The sequence below is a fragment of the Streptomyces sp. NPDC006435 genome (genome assembly GCF_040612315.1).
In the GTDB taxonomy this organism is placed as follows: domain Bacteria; phylum Actinomycetota; class Actinomycetes; order Streptomycetales; family Streptomycetaceae; genus Streptomyces.
Genome location: NZ_JBEXPY010000031.1, coordinates 75,548 through 97,765 on the forward strand (window position 1 = coordinate 75,548; position 22,218 = coordinate 97,765).

Annotated in this window: 22 protein-coding genes; 17 read left to right on the forward strand and 5 right to left on the reverse strand. The window is 71.8% G+C overall.

All coding sequences use genetic code 11. The annotated features are described in order from the left end of the window. The first annotated feature begins 80 nt into the window (after window positions 1-80). Complete coding sequence (locus ABZZ04_RS27110; RefSeq protein WP_356934828.1) at window positions 81-743, forward strand: DUF4232 domain-containing protein; 663 nt, start codon at window positions 81-83, stop codon at window positions 741-743. Between the two features lie 28 nt (window positions 744-771). Here ABZZ04_RS27110 and ABZZ04_RS27115 read toward each other — a convergent pair whose 3' ends face one another. Further along, window positions 772-1,407, reverse strand: coding sequence for a rhomboid family intramembrane serine protease (locus tag ABZZ04_RS27115; protein WP_356934829.1), 636 nt, complete (start codon window positions 1,405-1,407; stop codon window positions 772-774). Between the two features lie 120 nt (window positions 1,408-1,527). Between ABZZ04_RS27115 and ABZZ04_RS27120 the strand changes: the two genes are divergently transcribed. Then, window positions 1,528-2,211 carry a UbiX family flavin prenyltransferase gene (locus tag ABZZ04_RS27120; RefSeq protein ID WP_356934830.1) on the forward strand — a complete coding sequence of 228 codons (684 nt, stop codon included), beginning with the start codon at window positions 1,528-1,530 and terminating at the stop codon, window positions 2,209-2,211. 8 nt (window positions 2,212-2,219) lie between these two features. Here ABZZ04_RS27120 and ABZZ04_RS27125 read toward each other — a convergent pair whose 3' ends face one another. Beyond that, window positions 2,220-2,354, reverse strand: coding sequence for a hypothetical protein (locus ABZZ04_RS27125; protein ID WP_256088659.1), 135 nt, complete (start codon window positions 2,352-2,354; stop codon window positions 2,220-2,222). A gap of 132 nt (window positions 2,355-2,486) precedes the next feature. On the opposite strand from ABZZ04_RS27125, the gene ABZZ04_RS27130 reads away from it, so the two are divergent. The 6 genes from ABZZ04_RS27130 to ABZZ04_RS27155 all read left to right on the forward strand — a co-directional run bounded on the left by ABZZ04_RS27130 (window position 2,487) and on the right by ABZZ04_RS27155 (window position 7,943). Beyond that, a complete protein-coding gene (locus ABZZ04_RS27130; protein WP_148840816.1) occupies window positions 2,487-2,942 on the forward strand; it encodes an Lrp/AsnC family transcriptional regulator in 456 nt (151 codons plus the stop codon). Window positions 2,943-3,041: 99 nt separating this feature from the next. Beyond that, window positions 3,042-4,205, forward strand: a complete 1,164-nt coding sequence (gene mqnE, locus ABZZ04_RS27135; RefSeq protein WP_356934831.1) for an aminofutalosine synthase MqnE — start codon at window positions 3,042-3,044, stop codon at window positions 4,203-4,205. Between the two features lie 131 nt (window positions 4,206-4,336). Then, window positions 4,337-4,864, forward strand: a complete 528-nt coding sequence (locus tag ABZZ04_RS27140; RefSeq protein ID WP_356934832.1) for a GNAT family N-acetyltransferase — start codon at window positions 4,337-4,339, stop codon at window positions 4,862-4,864. Between the two features lie 208 nt (window positions 4,865-5,072). Beyond that, window positions 5,073-5,327 carry a DUF4229 domain-containing protein gene (locus ABZZ04_RS27145; protein WP_356934860.1) on the forward strand — a complete coding sequence of 85 codons (255 nt, stop codon included), beginning with the start codon at window positions 5,073-5,075 and terminating at the stop codon, window positions 5,325-5,327. 447 nt (window positions 5,328-5,774) lie between these two features. After that, on the forward strand, window positions 5,775-7,118 hold the full coding sequence (locus tag ABZZ04_RS27150; RefSeq protein WP_356934833.1) for a dicarboxylate/amino acid:cation symporter: 1,344 nt from the start codon (window positions 5,775-5,777) through the stop codon (window positions 7,116-7,118). Window positions 7,119-7,307: 189 nt separating this feature from the next. Then, window positions 7,308-7,943 carry a TetR/AcrR family transcriptional regulator gene (locus ABZZ04_RS27155; RefSeq protein ID WP_356934861.1) on the forward strand — a complete coding sequence of 212 codons (636 nt, stop codon included), beginning with the start codon at window positions 7,308-7,310 and terminating at the stop codon, window positions 7,941-7,943. Window positions 7,944-7,977: 34 nt separating this feature from the next. On the opposite strand, the gene ABZZ04_RS27160 is transcribed toward ABZZ04_RS27155, so the two are convergent. Both ABZZ04_RS27160 and ABZZ04_RS27165 read right to left on the reverse strand, forming a co-directional pair. Continuing rightward, window positions 7,978-8,853 (reverse strand): MaoC/PaaZ C-terminal domain-containing protein, encoded by an 876-nt coding sequence (locus tag ABZZ04_RS27160; protein ID WP_356934834.1) that lies wholly within the window; start codon window positions 8,851-8,853, stop codon window positions 7,978-7,980. A gap of 3 nt (window positions 8,854-8,856) precedes the next feature. After that, a complete protein-coding gene (locus ABZZ04_RS27165; RefSeq protein ID WP_356934835.1) occupies window positions 8,857-10,185 on the reverse strand; it encodes a 3-oxoacyl-ACP reductase in 1,329 nt (442 codons plus the stop codon). Between the two features lie 71 nt (window positions 10,186-10,256). Between ABZZ04_RS27165 and ABZZ04_RS27170 the strand changes: the two genes are divergently transcribed. From ABZZ04_RS27170 to ABZZ04_RS27195, 6 genes are all read left to right on the forward strand, one after another. Continuing rightward, on the forward strand, window positions 10,257-11,540 hold the full coding sequence (locus ABZZ04_RS27170; RefSeq protein ID WP_356934862.1) for an acetyl-CoA C-acetyltransferase: 1,284 nt from the start codon (window positions 10,257-10,259) through the stop codon (window positions 11,538-11,540). Window positions 11,541-11,724: 184 nt separating this feature from the next. Continuing rightward, the gene (locus ABZZ04_RS27175) at window positions 11,725-13,629 is read left to right on the forward strand and encodes an AMP-dependent synthetase/ligase (protein WP_356934836.1); all 1,905 of its coding nucleotides are present in this window, start codon (window positions 11,725-11,727) and stop codon (window positions 13,627-13,629) included. 258 nt (window positions 13,630-13,887) lie between these two features. Beyond that, the gene (locus ABZZ04_RS27180) at window positions 13,888-14,709 is read left to right on the forward strand and encodes a M23 family metallopeptidase (protein ID WP_356934863.1); all 822 of its coding nucleotides are present in this window, start codon (window positions 13,888-13,890) and stop codon (window positions 14,707-14,709) included. Between the two features lie 79 nt (window positions 14,710-14,788). Next, window positions 14,789-15,745, forward strand: coding sequence for a phosphotransferase (locus tag ABZZ04_RS27185; protein WP_356934837.1), 957 nt, complete (start codon window positions 14,789-14,791; stop codon window positions 15,743-15,745). Between the two features lie 561 nt (window positions 15,746-16,306). After that, window positions 16,307-17,170, forward strand: coding sequence for an isocitrate lyase/PEP mutase family protein (locus tag ABZZ04_RS27190; RefSeq protein WP_356934838.1), 864 nt, complete (start codon window positions 16,307-16,309; stop codon window positions 17,168-17,170). A 310-nt stretch (window positions 17,171-17,480) separates the two neighbouring features. Further along, on the forward strand, window positions 17,481-18,035 hold the full coding sequence (locus tag ABZZ04_RS27195) for a hypothetical protein (RefSeq protein ID WP_356934839.1): 555 nt from the start codon (window positions 17,481-17,483) through the stop codon (window positions 18,033-18,035). 55 nt (window positions 18,036-18,090) lie between these two features. Here ABZZ04_RS27195 and ABZZ04_RS27200 read toward each other — a convergent pair whose 3' ends face one another. Then, window positions 18,091-18,783 (reverse strand): hypothetical protein, encoded by a 693-nt coding sequence (locus tag ABZZ04_RS27200; RefSeq protein ID WP_356934840.1) that lies wholly within the window; start codon window positions 18,781-18,783, stop codon window positions 18,091-18,093. 394 nt (window positions 18,784-19,177) lie between these two features. On the opposite strand from ABZZ04_RS27200, the gene ABZZ04_RS27205 reads away from it, so the two are divergent. From ABZZ04_RS27205 to ABZZ04_RS27215, 3 genes are all read left to right on the forward strand, one after another. Beyond that, window positions 19,178-20,122, forward strand: a complete 945-nt coding sequence (locus tag ABZZ04_RS27205; protein WP_356934841.1) for an LLM class F420-dependent oxidoreductase — start codon at window positions 19,178-19,180, stop codon at window positions 20,120-20,122. A gap of 10 nt (window positions 20,123-20,132) precedes the next feature. After that, window positions 20,133-20,930: an SDR family NAD(P)-dependent oxidoreductase gene (locus ABZZ04_RS27210; RefSeq protein ID WP_356934842.1), complete on the forward strand. Its 798-nt coding sequence runs from the start codon at window positions 20,133-20,135 to the stop codon at window positions 20,928-20,930. Window positions 20,931-21,062: 132 nt separating this feature from the next. Then, the gene (locus ABZZ04_RS27215) at window positions 21,063-22,184 is read left to right on the forward strand and encodes an LLM class flavin-dependent oxidoreductase (protein ID WP_356934843.1); all 1,122 of its coding nucleotides are present in this window, start codon (window positions 21,063-21,065) and stop codon (window positions 22,182-22,184) included. Window positions 22,185-22,218 lie beyond the last annotated feature (34 nt).

Here is a 22,218-nt window from a genome sequence, read left to right on the forward strand (position 1 = left end):
CGTTCTTGGTGGTCAGGAACGCCGCCGGTACGACCCGTACCGGGCCGCCGGCACTCCCCACCGACACCGAGGAAGCAACGATGCGTTTACGCAAGATCACCTTTGCAGCCCTGGCCGTCGCCGCGGGCCTCTCGCTCACGGCCTGCCAGAACGGCGAGGACGACCTGGGGCAGGACGCCCCGCCGTCCGCGTCCGCCGGGTCCTCCGCGTCCGGCGGTTCGGGCTCGGGCGGTTCGGACGAGGGCGGGCAGGACTCCGGGGGCAAGGACTCCGGCGGGAAGGGCACGGCCGCCGGTACCGGTTCGGGCGGGAGCGGCGGGAACGACAAGTGCCGCACCGACGAGCTGGAGATCACGGCGACGGACAGCACCATCGGAGGTGACACCGAGGGGACCGTCGCGGTGGAGTTCAAGAACGGCGGCGGCCGGGACTGCACGCTCTCCGGGTACGCGGGCGTCGACCTGAAGACCGCCTCGGGGACGGTGTCCGCGGAGCGCACCGGCGAGAAGTCCGACCCGATGGTCCTCAAGGACGGGAAGTCGGTGTACTTCGGCATCACCTACCCGGTCAACGACTCGGGCGGCTCCGGCGTCCGCATCACGGGGCTGGTGGTGACCCCGCCGAACGAGACGAAGTCGGTCACCCTCGACTGGCCGGGCGGCGCCACGCTGCCCGTCACGGACGGCTCCGGCGCCCGGGTGAAGGTCGGCCCGATGGGGAGCGCGGGCCAGGGCGAGGGCTGACCCGGACACCGGGGGCTCCGTCCGTGCCCTACGGCACGAGCGGGCGGGCGGGTGCCCCCGGGCCGCCGCGGCCGGAGTCCCGGCGGAGGACGAACGCCGCCGCGACACCCGCCACCAGGCCGAACAGATGGCCCTGCCAGCTGACCGAGGTGTTGGCCGGGGAGATCCCCAGCAGGATCGACGAGCCCCAGGTCGCGCCGACGGCCAGGCCGACGACCACGTCGAGGAACCGGCGGTCCACGAAACCGCGCACGAGCAGATAGCCGAAGAGGCCGAAGACCAGCCCGGACGCGCCCGCCGTGTTGGAGTGCTCCGGCGAGACCAGCCAGACGCCGAGGCCGTCGACCACGACGATCATCGCGGCCACGGCGGCGAACCGGCGGATGCCGCCGAGCGCGGCGAGGAAGCCGAGGACCAGCAGCGGCACGCTGTTGGACGCGACGTGGTCGAAGCCGAAGTGGACGAAGGACGCGGGCACGACGTCCAGCAGCTCGGCGGCCCGGCGCGGCTCGATCCCGAAGCCGTCCAGCGCGTGACCGGTCGCCGCGTCGACGACCTCCAGCAGCCAGAGCAACGCCACCCAGCCCAGCATCAGCTTCGCCGCGGCCCTCGCCCGGTCGCCGAAGCTCCACACCGGTGCCGCGCGCCTTGAGGTTGCGGTCATGGTGGCCCCCTGCCGTCCCGTTGTCGTCCTTGTCCCGGAGCTGGAAACGCCTGGGGCACCTTCCCCGGTTCCGGTTCGGGGCGGGCGGATAGGCTCAGGAGTGTGGATTCCGGGACATCAGTGAGCCAACACCAGCGTCAGCCTTGGATTGTCGGGGTTTCCGGAGCATCGGGTACCCCTTTCGCCGCCGCCGTGCTGCGCGGGCTGCTGGCGGCGGGGGAGAGCGTCGACCTGGTGGTGAGCCGGGCCTCGCGGCTGACCCTGCTGGACGAGACCGGGATCGCGTTCCGCGACGCGCACTGGCGGGAGGATCTGCGCGAGTGGCTGGCGCGCGGCGCGGACGGGAAGCCGCACACCTTCGACACCGACGTCGAGGGCGTACGGCACTGGGCGGCCGGTGACCTGGCGGCCGGGCCGTCCTCGGGGTCGTACCCGGCGAAGGGGATGCTGATCGTCCCGGCCTCGACGGCGTGCGTGGCCGGGGTGGCGCTCGGACTCTCGAAGGATCTGCTCCAGCGGGCGGCGAGCGTGACGCTGAAGGAGCGGCGGAAGCTGGTCGTCGCCGTCCGGGAGACGCCGCTGAACGGGCAGACGCTGAAGCATCTGGTGAGCCTGGACGAGGCGGGCGCCGTGGTGCTGCCCGCCTCTCCGGCGTTCTACGCGGGGGCGACGCACATCCAGGATCTGGTGGACTTCGTCGCCGGGCGGGTGCTGGACGCGGCGGGGGTGCCGCACGACCTGTACCGCCGGTGGGAGGGGGAGCTCGGTGGTGGATCCCGTGGCTCCCGCGGCTCCGGGGACTGACCTCGTGGTCAGCGCTTCTTCATCGTGCGCGGCTTGCGGGTCCGGTCGACCCGGTGGGCGGCGGCGGGCTGGTGGGCACGCGAGCGGTTGGCCAGATCCTGCAGCTCGCGCATACGGGCGTAGGCCATCTCGATCGAGTACACGGTGTTCTCACTCCTGAAGATTCGAAAGCATATTTTGGATGTTCGAGAAGATTTGCAGGCGATGAAGCCTGCATGCCTTAGATTCTACACACAGACTCGCGATACTGCTGAACAATGGAAGGTTTCAGTCATATGGACGCGGTGGACAGGCAGCTCATCCAGGCACTCAGGGAGAACGGCAGGGCCTCGTACGCCGAGCTGGGACGGCTCGTGGGGCTCTCCGGGCCCAGCGTCACCGACCGCATCAACCGGCTGGAATCCGCCGGTGTCATCACCGGCTACCGCGCCACCGTCGACGCCGCGTCCCTGGGGCTCGGGGTCACGGCCCTGATCGGCATCTCGCTCTCCGACGCGGCCGACCACGAGGACGTGGCGCGCCGGCTGAAGGACCTCGCGGAGATCGAGGACGCCTGGTTCATCGCGGGCGACGACTCCTACATGCTCAAGGTGCGCGTCGGCGACGTGGACGGCCTGGAGAAGACCATCCGCCGGCTCAGTGGCACGAAGGGCGTCTCGCGCACCCGTACCACGATCGTGCTCTCCACGAAGTGGGAGAACCGGGTCGGGGAACTCCCCGAGGAGGTGTAGGCGTACCGTGGTGGAGCCCCCGGTGATACCGGGGGTTTCTCCCGGTATCACCGGTCGCCGGGAGGGCACACAGCACGTCGACACACTGGAGGCAGCCGCATGGACGTCGGGCTCAAGCGCGAACTGGAGGCGAAGGTCCGCGCGGGAGAGCGGCTGACCCGGGAGGACGGCATCGCCCTCTACGAGTCGGACGACCTGGCCTGGCTCGGCGGTCTGGCGCACGAGGTGCGGACCCGCAAGAACGGCGACGTCGTGCACTTCAACGTCAACCGGCACCTCAACATGACCAACGTGTGCACCGCGTCGTGCGCGTACTGCTCGTTCCAGCGCAAGCCGGGCGAGAAGGACGCGTACACCATGCGCATCGAGGAGGCCGTCCGCCTCGCGAAGGCGATGGAGGGCGAGAACCTCACCGAGCTGCACATCGTCAACGGGCTGCACCCCACCCTGCCGTGGCGCTACTACCCGCGCTCGCTCAGTGCGCTGAAGGAGGCCCTGCCGCAGGTCTCCCTCAAGGCGTTCACCGCCACCGAGATCCACCACTTCGAGACCATCTCCGGCCTGTCGGCCTCCGAGATCCTCGACGAGCTGATCGAGGCCGGTCTGGAGTCGCTGACCGGTGGCGGCGCGGAGATCTTCGACTGGGAGGTCCGGCAGCACATCGTTGACCACGACACCCACTGGGAGGACTGGTCGCGCATCCACCGCCTGGCGCACGAGAAGGGGCTCAGGACCCCGGCGACGATGCTGTACGGGCACATCGAGGAGCCCCGGCACCGCGTCGACCACGTGCTGCGGCTGCGCGAGCTCCAGGACGAGACCGGCGGCTTCCAGGTCTTCATCCCGCTGCGCTACCAGCACGACTTCGTGGACATGAAGGACGGCAAGGTCCGCAACAGGCTCCAGGCGCGGACGACGATGGCGACCGGCGCCGAGGCGCTGAAGACCTTCGCCGTCTCGCGGCTGCTGTTCGACAACGTCCCGCACGTCAAGGTCTTCTGGGTGATGCACGGCGTGCAGACCGCCCAGCTCGCCCTCCAGCACGGCGCGGACGACATGGACGGCTCGGTCGTCGAGTACAAGATCACGCACGACGCGGACAACTACGGCACGCCGAACAAGCTCGGCCGCGAGGACCTGCTGGAACTGATCCGCGACGCGGGCTTCCGGCCCGTCGAGCGCAACACCCGGTACGAGATCATCCGCGAGTACCCGGGCCCGGACGCCGAGCGGCGCGAGTCGCCGCAGCCGATGCGCGTCTGACGCCGTACCGCGCGACGGGACGCCCCGCGCGCGACGGAGACCCACGAGGAGAGCCCCGGCCGTCCGGCCGGGGCTCTCTCACGTTCCGGACACCGTTTGAGGCGTCGCACGGTAATAGTTAATCTGTACCTATGGCACTTACATTCGAGCTGGACCCCAAGTTCGACCGCACCCTGCGGGACGGCATCGCCGAGCTGTGGACCGATGTCTCCAACGCGGGCGGCGCGGTCGGCTTCGTACCGCCCGTCACGCCCGACGACGTCCGGCCCGAACTGGTCAAACACCTGGTCTCCATGGCCGAGGGCCGCACCCGGCTGCTGGTCGGCCTCGACGAGGAGGGCGCCGTGGCCGCCACCGCCTTCCTCGCCCTGAACACGCACCGGCTGATGACCCACTGGCTCTGGCTCTACACGGTGATGGTCCACCCCCGGCACCAGGGCAAGGGCTACGGCCGCGACCTGATGGACGCCGTGGCCGGGGCCGCCCGCGGGATCGACGGGATCGAGGCCGTCCGGCTCACCTGCCGCGGCGGCACCGGCGTCGACCGGTTCTACGCCTCGTGCGGATACAAGGAGGTCGGACGGGTGCCCGACGCGATCCGGGTCGCCGAGGGGGACGACCGCGACGACATCATCATGCTGCTGCCGCTCGGCCGGTGACCGGGAGGCCCCGGGCGGGCCGGTTCCGGGCGGCGGTGCGGCGGCGTGGAGGTGCGGCGGCGCGGCGGCACCTTTGGCGGAGCCCTCCGAAGTGATCGATTCCGGGGCATGCTTCACTGGTCGGGCGGGATCGAAGGACTGTCACACGTCGAGAGAGGGGCCAACTGTGTCCGCTGCCAAGCCGAGCGCGACAATCCGGTACACCGTGATGCGGCTCGGCATCTTCGTCGGATGCTTCGCCGTCGCGGCCGTGGCCGTCCACTTCGGCCTGCTGCCCTCCGGGACGAACGGCTCCAATCTCGTCTGGGTGATCCTGCTCGCGCTGGTCCTCTCCGCGCCGCTCAGCTACGTACTGCTGCGCAAGCAGCGCGACGAGATGTCCGAGCAGATCGTGTCCACGGTCGACCGTGCCAAGGGGCGCCTGGAGGCGAACCGGACCCGCGAGGACCACGTCACCTCGTGACCGCCGGACGGCGGCGACACGGGACGAGGCCCGCGGAAGCCCCGTAAGGGCTCTGTAAGCTTCCTCACAGCCGCACACTTTTCACCCGAAACCCCAGCGCCGGAGCGCCCGCTCCTGTACTGGGGTTTTGTCGTGCCCGCAGGGTTCCGGGCGGTCGGCGCCGGGGTTGCGGGCGAGCCGATGTCAAAGAATTACTTTGAGAACCTCAAAGTTCAAGTGTTAACGTATTCGTCATGAAGACCGCAGTGCGCCATCGATCCGCCATGAGCCTCCCGCTCGTGGTGCGCCTGCACGTCGATCTCTGCCGCTGTATGTCCGCGGTCTGTTGCCGCAACGTCTGAACCGGCACCATGCAGCGGCGCCGCCCCCGACGCGGGCGCCGCAACCCCGTCCCCCTCCGCACCACCGTCCCCGTGCGCCCCGATGCGTCACATCTGGAGTGTGTCCGTGTCCGCGAATCCCGCGTCCACCGCAGCCGGCAGCAAGCCCGGCTCCGGCTTCCGCATACCCAAGGTCCCGTTCTGGGCCCAGATCGTCGCCGGTCTCGTGCTCGGCGTCGTACTCGGCTGGCTCACCCGCACGTACGACATCGGCTGGCTCTACACCACGCTCGACAAGGTCGGCCACATCTTCGTCCAGCTGCTGAAGCTGGCCGTCGCGCCCCTCGTCTTCTTCGCGATCCTGGTGTCGATCACCAACCTGCGCAAGGTCAACAACGCCGCTCGGCTGGCCGGCCGCACCCTGCTCTGGTTCATGATCACCTCGCTGATCGCGGTCGCCATCGGCCTCACGATCGGCCTGGTCACCAACCCGGGCTCCGGAACCGGCCTCACGCCGAAGGACGGCAAGCTGCCGGAGCACGCGGGCTCCTGGCTCGACTTCCTCACCGGCATCGTCCCGGACAACGTGATCACGCCGTTCACCGAGCTGAACGTGCTCCAGATCGTCTTCATGGCCGCCGTCGCCGGCATCGCCGCGCTCCAGCTCGGCGAGAAGGCGCAGCCCATCCTCAGCCTCAGCGAGTCCGTCCTGGAGCTCCTCCAGAAGGCCCTGTGGTGGGTCATCCGGCTCGCCCCCATCGGCACCGTCGGCCTCATCGGCTACGCGATCGCCGACTACGGCTGGGACCTGATCGGCAAGTACGCGACGTTCACCGCCGACGTCTACATCGGCTGCGCCCTGGTGCTGTTCGGCGTGTACCCGCTGCTGCTCGCCACCGTCGCCAAGCTCAGCCCGCTGCAGTTCTTCAAGGGCGCCTGGCCGGCGATCCAGCTGGCCTTCGTCTCCCGCTCCTCGGTCGGCACCATGCCGGTCACCCAGAAGGTCACCGAGCGCCTCGGCGTCCCGAAGGAGTACGCCTCCTTCTCCGTCCCGTTCGGCGCCACCACCAAGATGGACGGCTGCGCCGCGATCTACCCGGCGCTGGCGGCGATCTTCATCGCGCAGATCTTCGACGTGCAGCTGGGCGTCGGCGACTACCTCCTGATCGCGTTCGTCTCGGTCATCGGCTCGGCGGCCACCGCCGGTCTCACCGGCGCGACGGTCATGCTGACCCTCACCCTCTCGACGCTGGGCCTCCCGCTGGAGGGCGTCGGCCTGCTCATGGCCATCGACCCGATCCTGGACATGATGAGGACGGCGACGAACGTCGCGGGCCAGGCGCTGGTACCGGTGATCGTCGCGGCCCGCGAGAACATCCTCGACCGCGAGGCGTACGACTCGGCCTCGTCCTCCCCGGTCGACGGCGAGGCGCTCGACGCCGAGCCGCAGCGGGTGCCGGTCGCGGCGTAATACCCGCACGGACCACGGTCCTCTCGTGGGCCCCTTCCCCGGTCTCGGGGGAGGGGCCCACGGTGCGTCGTGGGGGAGTGCCGGTGGCCGGTCGTCGTGCGGTGGGAGGGGCGCCGCGCCGTACCCTTGACCGGGAGTGGTACGCGGGGGCGGGAGGAAGTCGACGTGGGTGCTGTGAAGAGCAAACGGATGCCTCGGGCCGTGCGCGAACAGCAGATGATGGACGCCGCGGTGCGGACCTTCGGACAGCGCGGGTACCGGGCGGCGTCGATGGACGAGATCGCCGAGCTGGCCGGGGTGTCCAAGCCGCTCGTCTACCTGTATCTCAACTCCAAGGAAGAACTCTTCACGGCCTGCATCAGGCGTGAGGCGAAAGCGCTGGTCGAGGCGGTGCGGGCCGGGGCGGAGCCGGGGCTTCCGGCCGATCGGCAGCTGTGGTCCGGGCTGCGGGCGTTCTTCACGCACACGGCGGAGCACCCGGACGGCTGGGCGGTGCTGCACCGGCAGGCGCGCACGCACGGGGAGCCCTTCGCCAACGAGGTGACGGTGATGCGGGACGAGATCGTTGCTTTCGTGACGGAGCTGATCGGGGCCGCGGCGCGCGAGGCGCACCACGATCCGGCGCTGCCCGACCGGGACGTGTCGGGGCTCGCGCAGGCGCTCGTGGGGGCCGCGGAGTCGCTCGCCGGCTGGGCGAACGAGACCCCGGGCGTCTCGGCGAAGGAGGCCGCGGCCACCTTGATGAACTTCTCCTGGGCGGGGCTGGAGAACCTGATGAACGGCCGTCCCTGGCAGTCCCCGGCCTCGGTTTCGACGCCGTCCTAGACGGCGTCCCCGGAGCGGCTCCCGCGGGGTGTGCTCAGTCGCTCCGGAGCACCGTTCCCACGAGGTGGACGCGGCCGTCGGCGCCGCGCAGCCGGAAGCCGGTGGCGTCCGCCGCGTGGGTGACGGTGGAGGGCAGCAGGACGGGGGCCCTGAAGTCGGCCCGTACCCGGCGGATCCCGGCGGGCCGGGGTGCCTCGGCCAGGCAGCGGGCGACGGTCCACATGCCGTGGGCTATGGGCCGGGGGAAGCCGAGGAGCCGGGCGGTGAGCGGGTACAGGTGGATGGGGTTCCGGTCGCCCGACGCGGCGCCGTAGCGCCGTCCCAGGTCGCCGGGGAGCCGCCACTCGGCCAGGGCGGGGAGCTCCGGGGGCGGTGGCACGAGCGGGGGCGTGTCGTCCGGGGCGGGTGCCGCGGTGGTCGGGACGGGTCCGGGCGGGGTGGCGGTGGTCGGGGTGCGGGGCGGGTGGCGGGAGAGGTAGCCGCTGCGGGACTCCCAGACCAGTTCGCCCGCCAGCCGTGCCTCGGTCACCATCGTGACCTCGGTGCCGCGCCGGTGGGCGTTCAACTCATCGGCGTACACCGTGAGTTCGAGCGGGTCGGCGGGGTGCGGCGGCCGGTGGTGGGTGATCTCGATCCAGGTGTGGACGAGTCCGACGACCGGCAGCGGGAACCTCCGGGTGGTCATCAGCCGCATGGCGGCCGGGAAGCCCAGGACGTGCGGGTAGGTGAGCGGCAGCGGGCCCGGGTCGGTGAAGCCGCAGATCCGGCGGTACGCGGCGAGCGGTCCGGGGTCGGCGGGCGTGGCCGGGAGGACGATCCGGTCGGCGGGCAGGGTCGCGCCGGGACGGCCCGCCCTCTTGAACGGGGACGTGACGGCTCCCCGTACGAGGGCCGTGTTCGGGTTCGGCACGGGTCACGCCCCCAGCAGGCTCTGGCCGCAGACGCGCACGACCTGGCCGTTCACGGCCGTCGAGGCGGGCTGGGCGAACCAGGCGGTCGTCTCGGCGACGTCGACCGGGAGGCCGCCCTGCGCCAGGGAGTTCATGCGGCGGCCGGCCTCCCGGATGAGGAGGGGGACGGCCGCGGTCATCTTCGTCTCGATGAAGCCGGGGGCCACCGCGTTGACCGTGACGCCGTGGTCGGCGGCGGCGTGCGGGGCCAGCGCGCGGACCAGGCCGATGATGCCGGCCTTGCTCGCGGCGTAGTTCGTCTGGCCGTTGTTGCCCGCGATGCCCGCGATGGAGGCGGTGGCGACGATCCGGCCGCCGCGGTTGACGGTGCCCGCCTTCAGCAGGGCGTCCGTGGTGCGCAGCACGCTGTCGAGGTTGACGTCGACGACCGAGGTCCAGCGCTCGGCCGGCATGTTGGCGAGCCGGCGGTCGCGGGTGATGCCCGCGTTGTGGACGAGGACGTCCAGGCCGTCGGGGACCGCCGCGGCGATCCGGTCCGCCGCGTCGTCCGCGGTGATGTCCAGCGGCAGCGCGGTGGCGCCGAGTTCCTCGGCGGTACGGGCCAGCTCGTCCCGTACCTGCGGGACGTCCAGGCAGATCACCCGGGCGCCGTCCCGGGCCAGCACCCCGGCGACCGAGGCGCCGATGCCCCGGGCCGCGCCGGTGACCAGTGCGGTGCGTCCGGCGAGCGGGGCCGCCCAGTCGGCCACGGGGCCGGGGGCGGCAGGGGTCAGCTCGATCACCTGGCCGCTGAGGTACGCGGACCGGGGCGAGAGCAGGAAGCGCAGGGTGGACTCGGCCGGGGCGACGGAGCCGGGGGCGATCCGGAGCAGCTGCACGGTGGAGCCCCGGCCGACCTCCTTGCCCAGTGAGCGCGTGAACCCCTCCAGCGCCTGCTGGGCGGCGGCCTGGTGGTGGTCGTCGGCCGACGGCCGCACCCCCACCACCACGACGCGCCCGCCCGGCGCGAGGGAGCGGATCACCGGGTGCAGCGCGGCGTGGACGGCGGTGAGCCCGCCGGGGGTGGTCACGGCCGTGGCGTCCAGCACGATCCCCGCAGGCCGTTCGGCGCGCTCGGCGCGGTCGGTGACGTCGAGGCCGGTGGCCGCGAGGAGCGTGCCGAGTTCCCGCGTGATCGTGGAGTCCCCGGCGGTGAGGTGCAGCAACGGGCCGTCCAGCGACGGTGTTCCGGGCGACCAGCGGCGCAGCGGGGCGGGCCGGGGGAGGCCGAGCCGACGGGTGAGGAAACGGCCGGGTGCTGTGCCGGTGAAGTGCAGATAGCGGTCAGCCATTGTCCGGACTCCCTGCTCGGTCGTAGATTTACCAAAGAGTAAGGTTACTCAGGAGTCAGGAGTTGGTCGAGATGATCCCCCTCGAACTCCCGCGGCCCCGCAGGGTCGCGGTCATCGGCGGCAGCCGTATCCCGTTCGCGCGCTCGGACGGCCCGTACGCCGAGGTCTCCAACCAGCAGCTGCTCACCGCCGCACTGGACGGACTGGTCGAACGGTTCGGGCTCCGGGGGGAGTTGATCGGGGAGTTCGTCGCGGGGGCGGTGCTCAAGCACAGCCGCGACTTCAACCTGGCCCGGGAGACCGTGCTCGGCTCGGCGCTCGACCCGCGTACTCCGGCCTACGACGTCCAGCAGGCGTGCGGCACCGGTCTCCAGGCCGTCGTCGCCGCCGCGAACAAGATCATGCTGGGGGCCGTCGACTCGGCGATCGCGGGCGGCACGGACACCGCGAGCGACGCGCCCCTCGGCGTCAACGACGAGCTGCGCGGGCTGCTGCTCGCCGCCCGGCGGGCGAAGTCGACGGGTGCCCGGCTCAAGGCGCTCGCCGGGGTGCGCCCCCGCCACCTCGTGCCGGACGTCCCGCGCAACGCGGAACCCCGTACCGGCCTCTCGATGGGCGAGCACGCGGCGGTCACCGCCCGCCGCTGGGGCATCACCCGCGAGGACCAGGACCTCCTGGCGGCCACCAGCCACCAACGGCTGGCGGCGGCGTACGAGCGCGGCTTCCTGGACGACCTCGTCGTCCCGTTCCGCGGCCTGACCCGTGACCAGAACCTGCGCCCCGGCTCCACGGTCGGGAAACTCGCCGCGCTGAAGCCGGTGTTCGGCACCGACCACCCCGACGCGACGATGACGGCGGGCAACTCGACCCCGCTCACGGACGGCGCCGCGACCGTGCTGCTGGCGAGCGAGGAGTGGGCCCGCGCGCACGGCCTGGAACCGCTCGCCTACCTCTCCCGGTACGAGACGGCCGCCGTCGACCACGTGGGCGGTGACCACGCGGGCGGCGAGGACGGGCTGCTGATGGCTCCCGCGCACGCCGTGCCGCGGATGCTGGAGCGGGCCGGGCTCACCGTCGAGGACTTCGACCTGTTCGAGATCCACGAGGCGTTCGCCTCCCAGGTGCTGGCCACCCTCGCGGCCTGGGAGAAGCAGGGGCTGGCCCCCGTGGACCGGGACCGGCTCAACGTCGCCGGGTCGTCGCTCGCCACCGGCCACCCGTTCGCCGCGACGGGCGCGCGGATCGTGGCGACCCTCGCGCAGCTCCTGGCGGAGCGCGACGGCCCGTCCCGGGGCCTGATCTCGATCTGCGCCGCGGGCGGACAGGGGGTCACGGCCATCCTCGAACGCCCGTGAGGACGGGCCCGGCACGTCGTACCGCGCGGCACCGGGACTTCAGCCGGTCCGCCGGCACGTCGTACCGGCCGGCACCGGTGCTCCGGCCGGACCGCCGGAGCACCGCACAGGCCGGCACCAGAGTTCCAGCCGGTCCGCCGGGAGGACCCGGTGGCACCGCCGAATCCACGTCGAGGAGCCGCACATGCCCACGTCGCCCAACGCCCCCGCGCCCCCCGTCCTCGTGGCGCCGACCGTGGTCAGGGCCACGGACGGTTCGGTGCGGCAGGTCTCCGTCCCTCCCGCCGCCCCTCCCGTCCGGCGCGGCTCGCTCGCCGAGATCCCGTTCGACAACGCCCGCGAGGCCCCCGCCGACGCCGTCCTCAGCCGCAGGCTCCCGGACGGCGGCTGGCAGGACGTGACGGCCGCCGAGTTCGCCGAGGAGGTGCTGTCCCTGGCGAAGGGCCTGGTCGCGGAGGGCCTCGAAGCCGGCGACCGGATCGCGATCATGGCCCGTACCACCTACGAGTGGACGCTGCTCGACTTCGCCGCCTGGGCCGCCGGGCTCGTCACCGTCCCCGTCTATCCGACCTCCTCCGCCCACCAGGTCCGCTGGATACTCCAGGACTCGGGCGCCGTCGCGTGCGCCGTCGAGACCGCGGACCAGAGCCGGCTGGTCAGCCAGGAGCGCAGGCAGCTCGGCGGCCTGGCCCATCTGTGGCAGCTGGACACGGGGGTGATCGGGCGGCTGCGGCGGCTGGGCCGGGACGTCCCCGACGAGGTGGTGGCCGCCCGGCGCGGCACGCTCGAACCGGAGACCCCCGCCACCCTCATCTACACCTCCGGCACCACCGGACGCCCGAAGGGCTGCGTGCTGAGCCACGGCAACTTCTTCGCCGAGGTCGACAACGCGATCGAGCTGCTCCACCCGGTCTTCAAGTCGGTCAGCAAGTACCCCGCCTCCACCCTGCTCTTCCTGCCCCTCTCGCACGTCTTCGGGCGCATGGTCGCGATCGGCTGCCTGCGGGCCCGGGTCCGCCTGGGCCACGCCCCGTCGATCCGGACCGAGGACCTGCTCGCCGACCTGGCGGGGTTCAAGCCGTCGTTCCTGCTGGCCATCCCGTACGTGCTGGAGAAGGTGTACAACACGGGCCGGGCCACCGCGGAGAAGATGGGCCGCGCCGCGTCGTTCGACCGCGCCGCGCGGATCGCCCAGCGCTACGGCCAGGCGCTGGAGGCCGCCGAGCACGGCACCGGCCCCGGCCCAGGACCGGCCCTCAGAGCGGCCCGCGCGCTGTACGACCCGCTGGTCTACCGCCGCATCCGGGCGGCGCTCGGCGGGCACGTCCGGTACGCGATCTGCGGCGGCTCCCCGCTGGGCCGCCGGCTCGCCGCGTTCTACGCGGGCGCGGGCATCGAGATCTTCGAGGGCTACGGCCTGACGGAGACCACCGCCGCCGCCACCGTCACCCCGCCGCTCAGGCCGCGGCTGGGCACCGTCGGCTGGCCGCTGCCCGGCACCGCCGTACGGATCGCGGACGACGGCGAGGTGCTGATCGGCGGCGGCCAGGTTTTCCAGGGCTACTGGGACGCCGACAGCGGCCGGGCCGTCCCCGTGCCGGACGGGGGCTGGTTCGCCACCGGTGACCTGGGCGCGCTCGACGACGACGGCTACCTCACGATCACCGGCCGCAAGAAGGACATCATCATCACCTCCGGCGGCAAGAACGTCGCCCCGGCCCCGCTGGAGGACTGGCTGCGCGCCCACCCGCTGGTCGGCCAGTGCATGGTGGTCGGCGACAACCGTCCGTTCGTCACCGCGCTGATCACCCTGGAGCCGGACGGGCTCGCCCACTGGCGGCAGATGAAGAAGAAGCAGGACGTGCCGATCCGGGAACTGGTCGAGGACGAGGAGCTGCGCACGGCCCTGCGGCGCGCGGTCGACGAGGCCAACCGGCTGGTCTCCCGGGCGGAGTCGATCCGCGAGTTCACCGTCCTGCCCGTGGACTTCACCGAGGAGGGCGGCCATCTGACGCCCTCGCTGAAGCTGAAGCGCGACGCGATCGCGCGGGACTTCGCAGCGGAGATCGAGGCGCTGTACCGGAAGTGACGGCGCTGTACCGGAAGTGACGGCGTTGCGCCGGGAGCGACGGCGCCCCACCGGGAGCGGCCCGGCCGCCGCCGGTGGGCCCGGCGGAGGTCGTTGAACAGGCAACTCCATTGCCGCGGGCCCGCTTTGGGCCCACCGATTGGGCCCGGTGGGTCTACTGCCGGGGCGGTGGGTCCGGCACGCTTGCGTCCGTTCCACCCGCAGTGCTGCCCACCCCCCACGACCCGACCCCGACCAGGAGGATGACCGCGCATGCGCATGCGCCCGATACGTATCGCCCTGCTGGGCCTGATGGCCCTGGTCGCGGGCCTGCTGACCGCCACTCCCGCGGCCGCGGCCCCCAACTTCAAGGCACCGTTCCCCTGCGGCCAGACCTGGACCTACAGCCACCACTCGGCGGAGGTCCGATCGGCCCTGGACTTCGTCCGCACCGACGGCGGCTCCACCGCCGGCACCCCCGTCCTCGCCTCGTCCGGCGGGACCGCGCACCGCTACTCCCAGCCCAGCGGCGCGGGCAACTACATCGTCATCGACCACGGCGGCGGCTGGCAGACCTACTACTTCCACCTCTCCTCGTACTCGGTCGGCGACGGCGCCTCCGTGGCGCAGGGGCAGCAGATCGGCACCACCGGATCCACCGGCAACAGCAGCGGCGCCCACATCCACTACGAGCAGCTGTACAACGGCGTGGGCCAGACCATCGCGATCAACGGCCAGTCGCTCGCCCCGTACCCCGGCTCGTACTACAGCAAGTACCTGACCAGCGACAACGGTTGCGGAGGCGGTGGCACCGGCAAGTACTGGGTCGACACCTTCGCCAACGCCACCGGCTACGCGGGACCGAACACGGGCGACGCGCAGGGCGTGCTGAACGCCGGTACGAACTACGTCTACTGCAAGGTGTGGGGCGCCCAGGTCGGCTCCGGCTCCAGCTACAACCACTGGTGGCTGAAGACCGACCTGGACGTCGTCCACGCGGGCAAGAACGGGCGCGGCGCGTACGTCTCGGCGTACTACCTGTCCCGCTGGGGCAACGACGAGGCCCGTGACAACAACGGGACGGTCATTCCCGACTGCTGATGTTCCGAAGGGCCGAGGGGGCGGTGCGGGAACGGGCGTACGCCCCGCTCCGCACCGCCCCTCTCGGTACGCTCCCCGTATGGGTGAAACGGCGGACGACTGGCCCGACCGGGCGACACGCGCGTGGGTCGGGAAGCAGCTCGCGCCGGGGGAGCGGATCGAGGGCGTGCGGCGGCTGCGCGGCGGCTGGACCTCCTGGATGCGCCGACTGGACGTCTCCGGTCCGCGGGGCGACCGTTCGCTGGTGCTGCGCTCCTTCGTCAAGCCCTTCTACGTGCGCCATGCGCCGGGGTTGCTCACCCGGGAGGCGGACGTCCTGCGGCTGCTGGAGGGCACCGGCGTACCGGCGGCGCGGCCGGTGGCCGTCGACGCGATGGGCGAACACTGCGACCACCCCTCGCTGCTGATGACCCTGCTGCCCGGCGAGGTGCGGGTCGACGGCGCCGGGGCGGCGGAGCGCGCCGGGCTGCTGGCGGGGCAGCTGGCCGCCGTGCACCGGGTCGAGGTCACGGACCGGACCCGCCCGCGCGACTACGAGGCGTGGACTGCGCCGGACCGGGTGCGGGTCCCCGAGGACACCGGCCGGCCGTTGCTGTGGCGGCGTGCGATCGAGGCGATCCGGCGTGAACCTCCCGCGTACGAGCCGTGTTTCCTGCACCGGGACTTCCACCCGGGCAATGTCCTCTTCACCGGACAGGGGCCCGGGACGCGGATCAGCGGGGTGGTCGACTGGGTCGAGACCTCCTGGGGCCCGGCCGATCTGGACGTCGCACACTGTTCGACCGCGCTGGCGCTGCTGCACGGGGTCCCGGCCGGGACGGACTTCGCCGGACGGTACGCCGCGGCGGGCGGCCGGCCGGTCGCGAGCGGGGCGGACCATCTGTACTGGCGGCTGCTGGACGCGCTCGCCCATGCACCCGAAGCCGAGAAGGTGGCGACCCCGTGGCGGGAGCTGGGGCGGGCCGATCTGACGCCCGGACTGCTCACGGAACGTCTGGAGAACTACGTGGAGTGCCTTCTCGACCAGTTCGGATGATCTGCGACCGAACCGGACCGGATGGTGCCCAACTCCGTTACTGGGCAAGGGATTCAACGAATTTCGCGCAGATGGTTTCCCGGCGTCGCGGGAGCGAAACGTTCCCGCTTCCGCGGTGTCGTCAACCCCGTTGCCGACGGGTACCCGTGACGTGTCGTACACAAGGTCAGGCGCGGCGTGTCCTGGAGTAAAGAGACGGTCATGTCTGTATAGGTATACGCGTCTTCGCAAAGAGGGCAGACCTTTTGCGTCCCGTGCGGGGTGGGCACTGCCAGCCCCTCCGCGTGGCAGGGGCGGGTGCGGTGTTCCCGTGCCCGCCGCATCAGTGAACCGCTGAACCGCCGAACCATCGACATCCGTGGGCCTCCGACGCACGCTTCCGTGCCGCGGCGGCTCCATGACCCGATGCCGTCGGGGTCCGCACCGTGCGGGACGCCGTTGCGCAACACCCGTTCCACCCAACGAAATCACCGGAGATCCGAACCGTCGGTCCGGCATGTCACCGATGTGCCGGGCGCCGGTTCGCGAATCGACGACCCGACCCGATGAACAGGAGACGCTGTGCGTTATGGAAGTGCGTTGAGGGAAGAAGTCCGCTCGCCGGGAACGACGCCCCTCATCGGTATCTACGACATGTACTCGGCCTCCGTCGTGGCCCGGCACTACGACGGATTCTTCGTGTCCGGCTTCGGCTTCGCCGCCTCCCACTACGGGCTCCCCGACATCGGCTTCATCGCCTGGCCGGACATGGTGGCCTTCGTGGAGCGGCTGCGGCTGGCCTTCCCCTCCCACCACCTGCTGGTGGACATCGACGACGGCTACGTCGACCCCGAGGTCGCCTGCCACGTGGTGCAGCGGCTGGAGCGGATCGGCGCCTCCGGCGTCATCCTGGAGGACCAGAAGCGCCCCCGCCGGTGCGGACACGCGGACGGCAAGCAGGTGCTCCCCCTGGAGGAGTACCTGGAGAAGCTCAACCTCGTCCTGGAGAGCAGGAACGACCTGGTGGTCGTCGCCCGCACGGACGCCACGGAGGAGGACGACATCCTGCGCCGGGCGGAGGCGTTGGCCGGGACGGACGCCGACGTCGTCCTGGTCGACGGTGTGCGCAGCGTCGAGTGGATCAAGCGCATCCGGAAGGTGGTCGGTGACAAGCCGCTGCTCTTCAACCAGATCGCGGGCGGAAAGTCCCCCCGGCTCTCGCTCTCCGAGCTGACGGACCTGGAGTGCCAGGTGGCCATCTATAGCACCCCGTGCCTCTTCGCCGCGCACGCCGCGATCGACTCCGCGCTGACGGACCTCAAGGAGGCCGACGGACGGCTTCCCGAGTTCGTGCCCGCCGAGGGGATCGGGGTGCAGCGTTCGACGGAGCTGCTGGAGAAGAACATCAGCAGGCACCACCCGGTCCGCGAGTCCGTGTCCGCATGACACGCATGGCACGGACGACGCCGACGACGGGGAAGACGCCGGCGCCGGACCGGGAGCGGGCGGCCGCGCACTCGCGCGGCGTTCCGGCCATGGGCTCCTGACCGTTCCGCCCGCACACCGGGGCCTCGGTGGTGGACCCCCACGCTCCACCGCGGCCCCGGCCCGCGCGGCCCGTGCACACCGCACGGGTCGCGCGGCTGGTGCGGACCGCTCGAACCATCACGACCGCTCGAACCATCACGACCGTACGAATCACGCGAAGCGGGCCGCGCCCGGTCCGGGACCGCGCGGCCGGGAAGAGGAACACCGCATGGGATTCACCTCGTCCGGGGCGCGTGCCGCCCTGGCGATCGCGCTCGGGGCGCTCTGCCAGGGCCAGTTGGCCGCAGGCACCGCCTGGGCCGACGCCCCCGACGGCGGCATGGAGACGCATCACGGACCGTCGCTGATCACCATCGACAACTCCAACGCCGACTCCTGGCTGGAGGTGGACCGGACGCTGAACGTGCTGGGCCCCCTCAGCAAGGGGACGGCGGGCAGCGACCACGACGGCGGCGGAGGCGCGATCGACCAGAACGTGTCGTCCTCGCAGGGCGTGGGCGTCCAGGCCGCCCCCGACGAACAGTCCGACGAGGACGAGGAGGAGGACGAGGAGCCCTGGGGCGGCGACGGGGCCGGAGCCGGCAGCGGAGCCGCCCCGACCCCGGCCCCCGCCTCCGCACCGGCCCCCGCCTCCGCACCGGCCTCCGCACCGGCCCCCGCCCCGGCCCACGGAGGCCCCGCAGGGTCCGGGAGCGCGGCGACCGGAGGGGACGACTACGAGGGCGACGCCGACCACGACCCCGGCCGGAGCCGCGCCGGGTGAAACAGCACCCCTGGCACCCCGGCCGACGCCGGGGTGCCGGGGGTGGTCAGGGTGGTCAGGGCAGGACGTAGCCGAGCGTGCCGCCGTGGATCTGGCCCTCGCAGTCGGTCTGGTGGGACTCGAAGATCTGCCGGTTCTCCTTGCGCAGGCAGCGCAGCAGCGGCAGGCTCGGCGTCCCGGCGGGCGGTGCGCCGTACAGCCAGCCGAGGCGTGTCACGTACGTCTGGCCCTCGCAGCCGACGTCGGTGGTGGCGAAGTGGTCGCCGCGCACCTGGCAGAGGTAGAGGGGCTGGGTGTCCGGGTTCGGTGCGGTGTACAGGGTGCCCAGGGGGCCCTGCAGGTCGTAGCCGACGGGGGCGTCCCACGGGGTGCTCAGGGTGTCGGAGCTCTTGTGGTAGCGGTTGAGCACGAAGGTCGGGGAGCCCACGACCGGCTCGCCGGTGCACAGGTACTCGATGTGGACCTGCACCCAGCCGTTCGGGAGGGAGTTGACGACGGTGGGGCCGGCGCTCACCCGGCAGTCGGAGCGGGCGAAGCCCCGGGCCACCGCGGCGTCGAGGCCGGTCTCCCGGGCGGACTGCTCGGCGACGTTCAACGGACCGCTGCCGAACCCCTTGACGTAGAGCTTGACGGGGCCGACGGCCGTCGCGGCCGGTGCCGCGGCGGCCGTGCCGCCGAGCGTGGTGAGGGCGAGCGCGGTGGCCAGGGCGGTGGCGGACCATCCGATGACGCGGCGGAGCGATCTCACGGGCATACCTCGTTCCGGTGGGCCGGTGCGTGCGCTCCCGACGGGCCGCGCGCACCGGCGGGATCAGTACGGCTGGCGTATGCCTATCAGTCGGTATCGCGTGCGTTGACGGTCATCATGCGGTATGTCCTGTTCCGCCGGGGTGGTCGACCGAAGGGGCGCCCTTGACCGTGCGGGCCGCGGGTCTGCCAAGACGCCGGGGCGCCGGGCGCCGGGGTGTCGGATCGTGCCGCGCCGCGTCGGGGTGTCATGCCTGTCCCGCCCCGAGTCCCCGCACCCGCCCCGGTCCGAGGTCCCTCGCCCCACCCCTTGTCTGATGCAGCGTCAGGTACGACGATGGCCCCGCGCCTTGAAGTGACGATGCGTCAGATCCGATCGGGGAGGAGGCCGTCCGGTGCCGATACCGCTCACCGGGCCGCTGTCGTACGGGATGCAGCTGCCGGTCCAGTCGCAGAGCACCATCTACGCCGAGGGGTGGGAGGCCGGGGCCGGGCCCGAGGACCTCGCCGCCGTCGCCCGCACCGCCGACCGCACCGGCTTCGCCTATCTGGCGAGCTGCGACCACGTCGCGATCCCGCGGCGGCTCGCCGGGGTCATGGGCACCGTCTGGTACGACCCGGTGGCCACGCTCGCCTTTCTCGCCGGGATCACGGAGCGGGTCCTGCTGATGAGCCATGTCGCGGTCGTCGGGCTGCGTCACCCGCTGGCCACCGCGAAGCAGTACGCCACCCTCGACCACCTCAGCGGCGGGCGGCTGGTCCTCGGGGTCGGGGCCGGGCACGTGCCGGAGGAGTTCGAGGCGCTCGGGGCCGACTTCGACGGGCGCGGCGGCGTGCTCGACGAGACCATCGACGCGCTGCGGGCGGCGCTCGGCCCCGAGGAGTACCCGGAGTTCGAGGGGAAGCGGTTCTCCTTCTCCGGGCTCGGGCAGCTGCCGCGTCCGGCCCGGGAGCGGGTGCCGGTCTGGGTGGGCGGCTCCTCGCCGGCCGCGGTGCGCCGGGCGGCGGTGCGGGGGGACGGCTGGCTGCCCCAGGGCGACCCGCGGGAGAAGCTGCCCGCGCAGATCGCCCGGCTGCGGCGGCTGCGGGAGGAGGCCGGGATCGAGGAGCCGATCGTCGTCGGTGCGATCACCGAGCCGCTGTACATCGGTGAGCCGGACTGGCCCGTCGGGCGGCGCACCCTCATCGGGGAGCCGGAGGCCGTCGCCGAGTCGCTGCGCGCGTACGCGGACATGGGCGTCCACCAGATCCAGGTGCGGTTCCGCAGCCGGAGCCGTACCGAACTGACCGACCAGATGGCGGCGTTCGCCGCCGGGGTCGCCCCTCATCTCGACAGGTAGGAGTCAGGTCATGGGCAAGCTGGACGGACGGGTCGTACTGATCAGCGGCGCGGCGCGCGGGCAGGGCGAGCAGGAGGCGCGGCTGTTCGCCGCGGAGGGTGCGCGGGTGGTGATCGCCGACGTGCTCGACGAGCAGGGCGAGGCGCTGGCCGAGGAGTTGCGGGGCGGGCTGGGGAAGGACGCCGCCCGATTCGTCCACCTGGATGTGGGTGAGGAGGAGGACTGGCGGGCCGCGGTGGCCGCCGCGAAGGACGCGTACGGGAAGGTCGACGGGCTGGTCAACAACGCGGGCATACTCCGGTTCAACGAGCTGGTGGCCACCCCGCTGGAGGAGTTCCAGCAGGTGGTGCGGGTCAACCAGGTGGGGGCGTTCCTCGGGATCAGGAACGTCGCGCCGGAGATCGAGGCCGCGGGCGGCGGGACGATCGTGAACACCGCCTCGTACACGGGACTCACGGGCATGGCGTTCGTGGGCGCGTACGCCGCGACCAAGCACGCGGTGATCGGGCTGACCCGGGTGGCGGCGGTGGAGCTGGCCGCGAAGGGCATACGGGTCAACGCGCTCTGCCCCGGGGCGGTGGACACCGCGATGACCAACCCGGCGGCGCTGGACCCGTCCGCCGACCCGGAGGAGGCCGGGGAGGCGGTGGCGGAGCTGTACCGCAAGCTCGTGCCGCTGGGGCGGATCGGGCAGCCGGAGGAGGTGGCCGCGCTGGCGCTGTTCCTGACCTCGGAGGACTCCTCGTACATCACCGGGCAGCCGTTCGTCATCGACGGCGGATGGCTGGCGGGCGTCAGCCTGTTCTGAGCGGGCCGCGCCGGGCTCCCCCCGATTCTTCTGACGATGCGTCAGCTATTGACGGGTCCGGGTGCCGGTGGAACAGTCGGACGCATCACGATCTGACGATGTGTCAGAAACGATTGAGGACGGTGAACTCCCTTGGAATTCGGACTCTTTGTACAGGGGTACGTGCCTGCCGCACGGGCCAGGGTCGACCCGGAGGCGGAGCACAAGGCGCTGATCGAGGAGACCGAGTACGTCATCCAGGCGGACAAGTCCGGCTTCAAGTACGCCTGGGCCTCCGAGCACCACTTCCTGGAGGAGTACTCGCACATCTCGGCCAACGACGTGTACCTGGGCTACCTCGCCCACGCCACCGACCGCATCCACCTCGGCTCGGGCATCTTCAACCCGCTGGCCCCCGTCAACCACCCGGTGAAGGTGGCCGAGAAGGTCGCCATGCTCGACCACCTCTCCGAGGGGCGCTTCGAGTTCGGCTCCGGGCGCGGGGCCGGCAGCCACGAGATCCTCGGGTTCATGCCGGGCATCACCGACATGAACCACACCAAGGAGCTCTGGGAGGAGACCATCGCGGAGTTCCCCAAGATGTGGCTCCAGGACGAGTACGTGGGCTTCCAGGGCAAGCACTGGTCGCTACCGCCGCGCAAGGTCCTGCCCAAGCCGTACGGGAAGTCGCACCCGGCGATGTGGTACGCCGCCGGGTCGCCGTCCTCGTACGCCATGGCGGGGCGGAAGGGGCTCGGCGTGCTGGGCTTCAGCGTGCAGAAGGTCTCCGACATGGAGTGGGTCGTCGACTCGTACAAGTCCGCGGTCAAGGAGGCCGAGCCCGTCGGCGACTTCGTCAACGACAACGTCATGGTCACCTCCACGGCCATCTGCGCCGAGACCCACGCCAAGGCCGTCGAGATCGCGGTGGGCGGCGGGCTGAACTACCTCCAGTCGCTGCTGTTCCGCTACCACGACACGTTCCCCCGGCCCGAGGGCATACCGGAGTGGCCCGAGCTGCTGCCGGAGTACACCGAGGAGATCATCGAGCTGCTGATCGCGGAGGAGCTGATGATCTGCGGGGACCCGGACGAGGTCCTGCGCCAGTGCAGGCGGTGGGAGCGGGCGGGGGCGGACCAGCTGAGCTTCGGACTGCCGATCGGGATCGGCCGCGAGGACACGCTGAACTCGATCCGGCTGATCGGCGAGCACGTGATTCCGGCGATCGACACGGATCCGGTGCACCGGACGTCCCGCTTCCGGAACGCCGCGTAGGAGGCGGGGGCGCGGGTGGTGCGGGCGGGGCGGT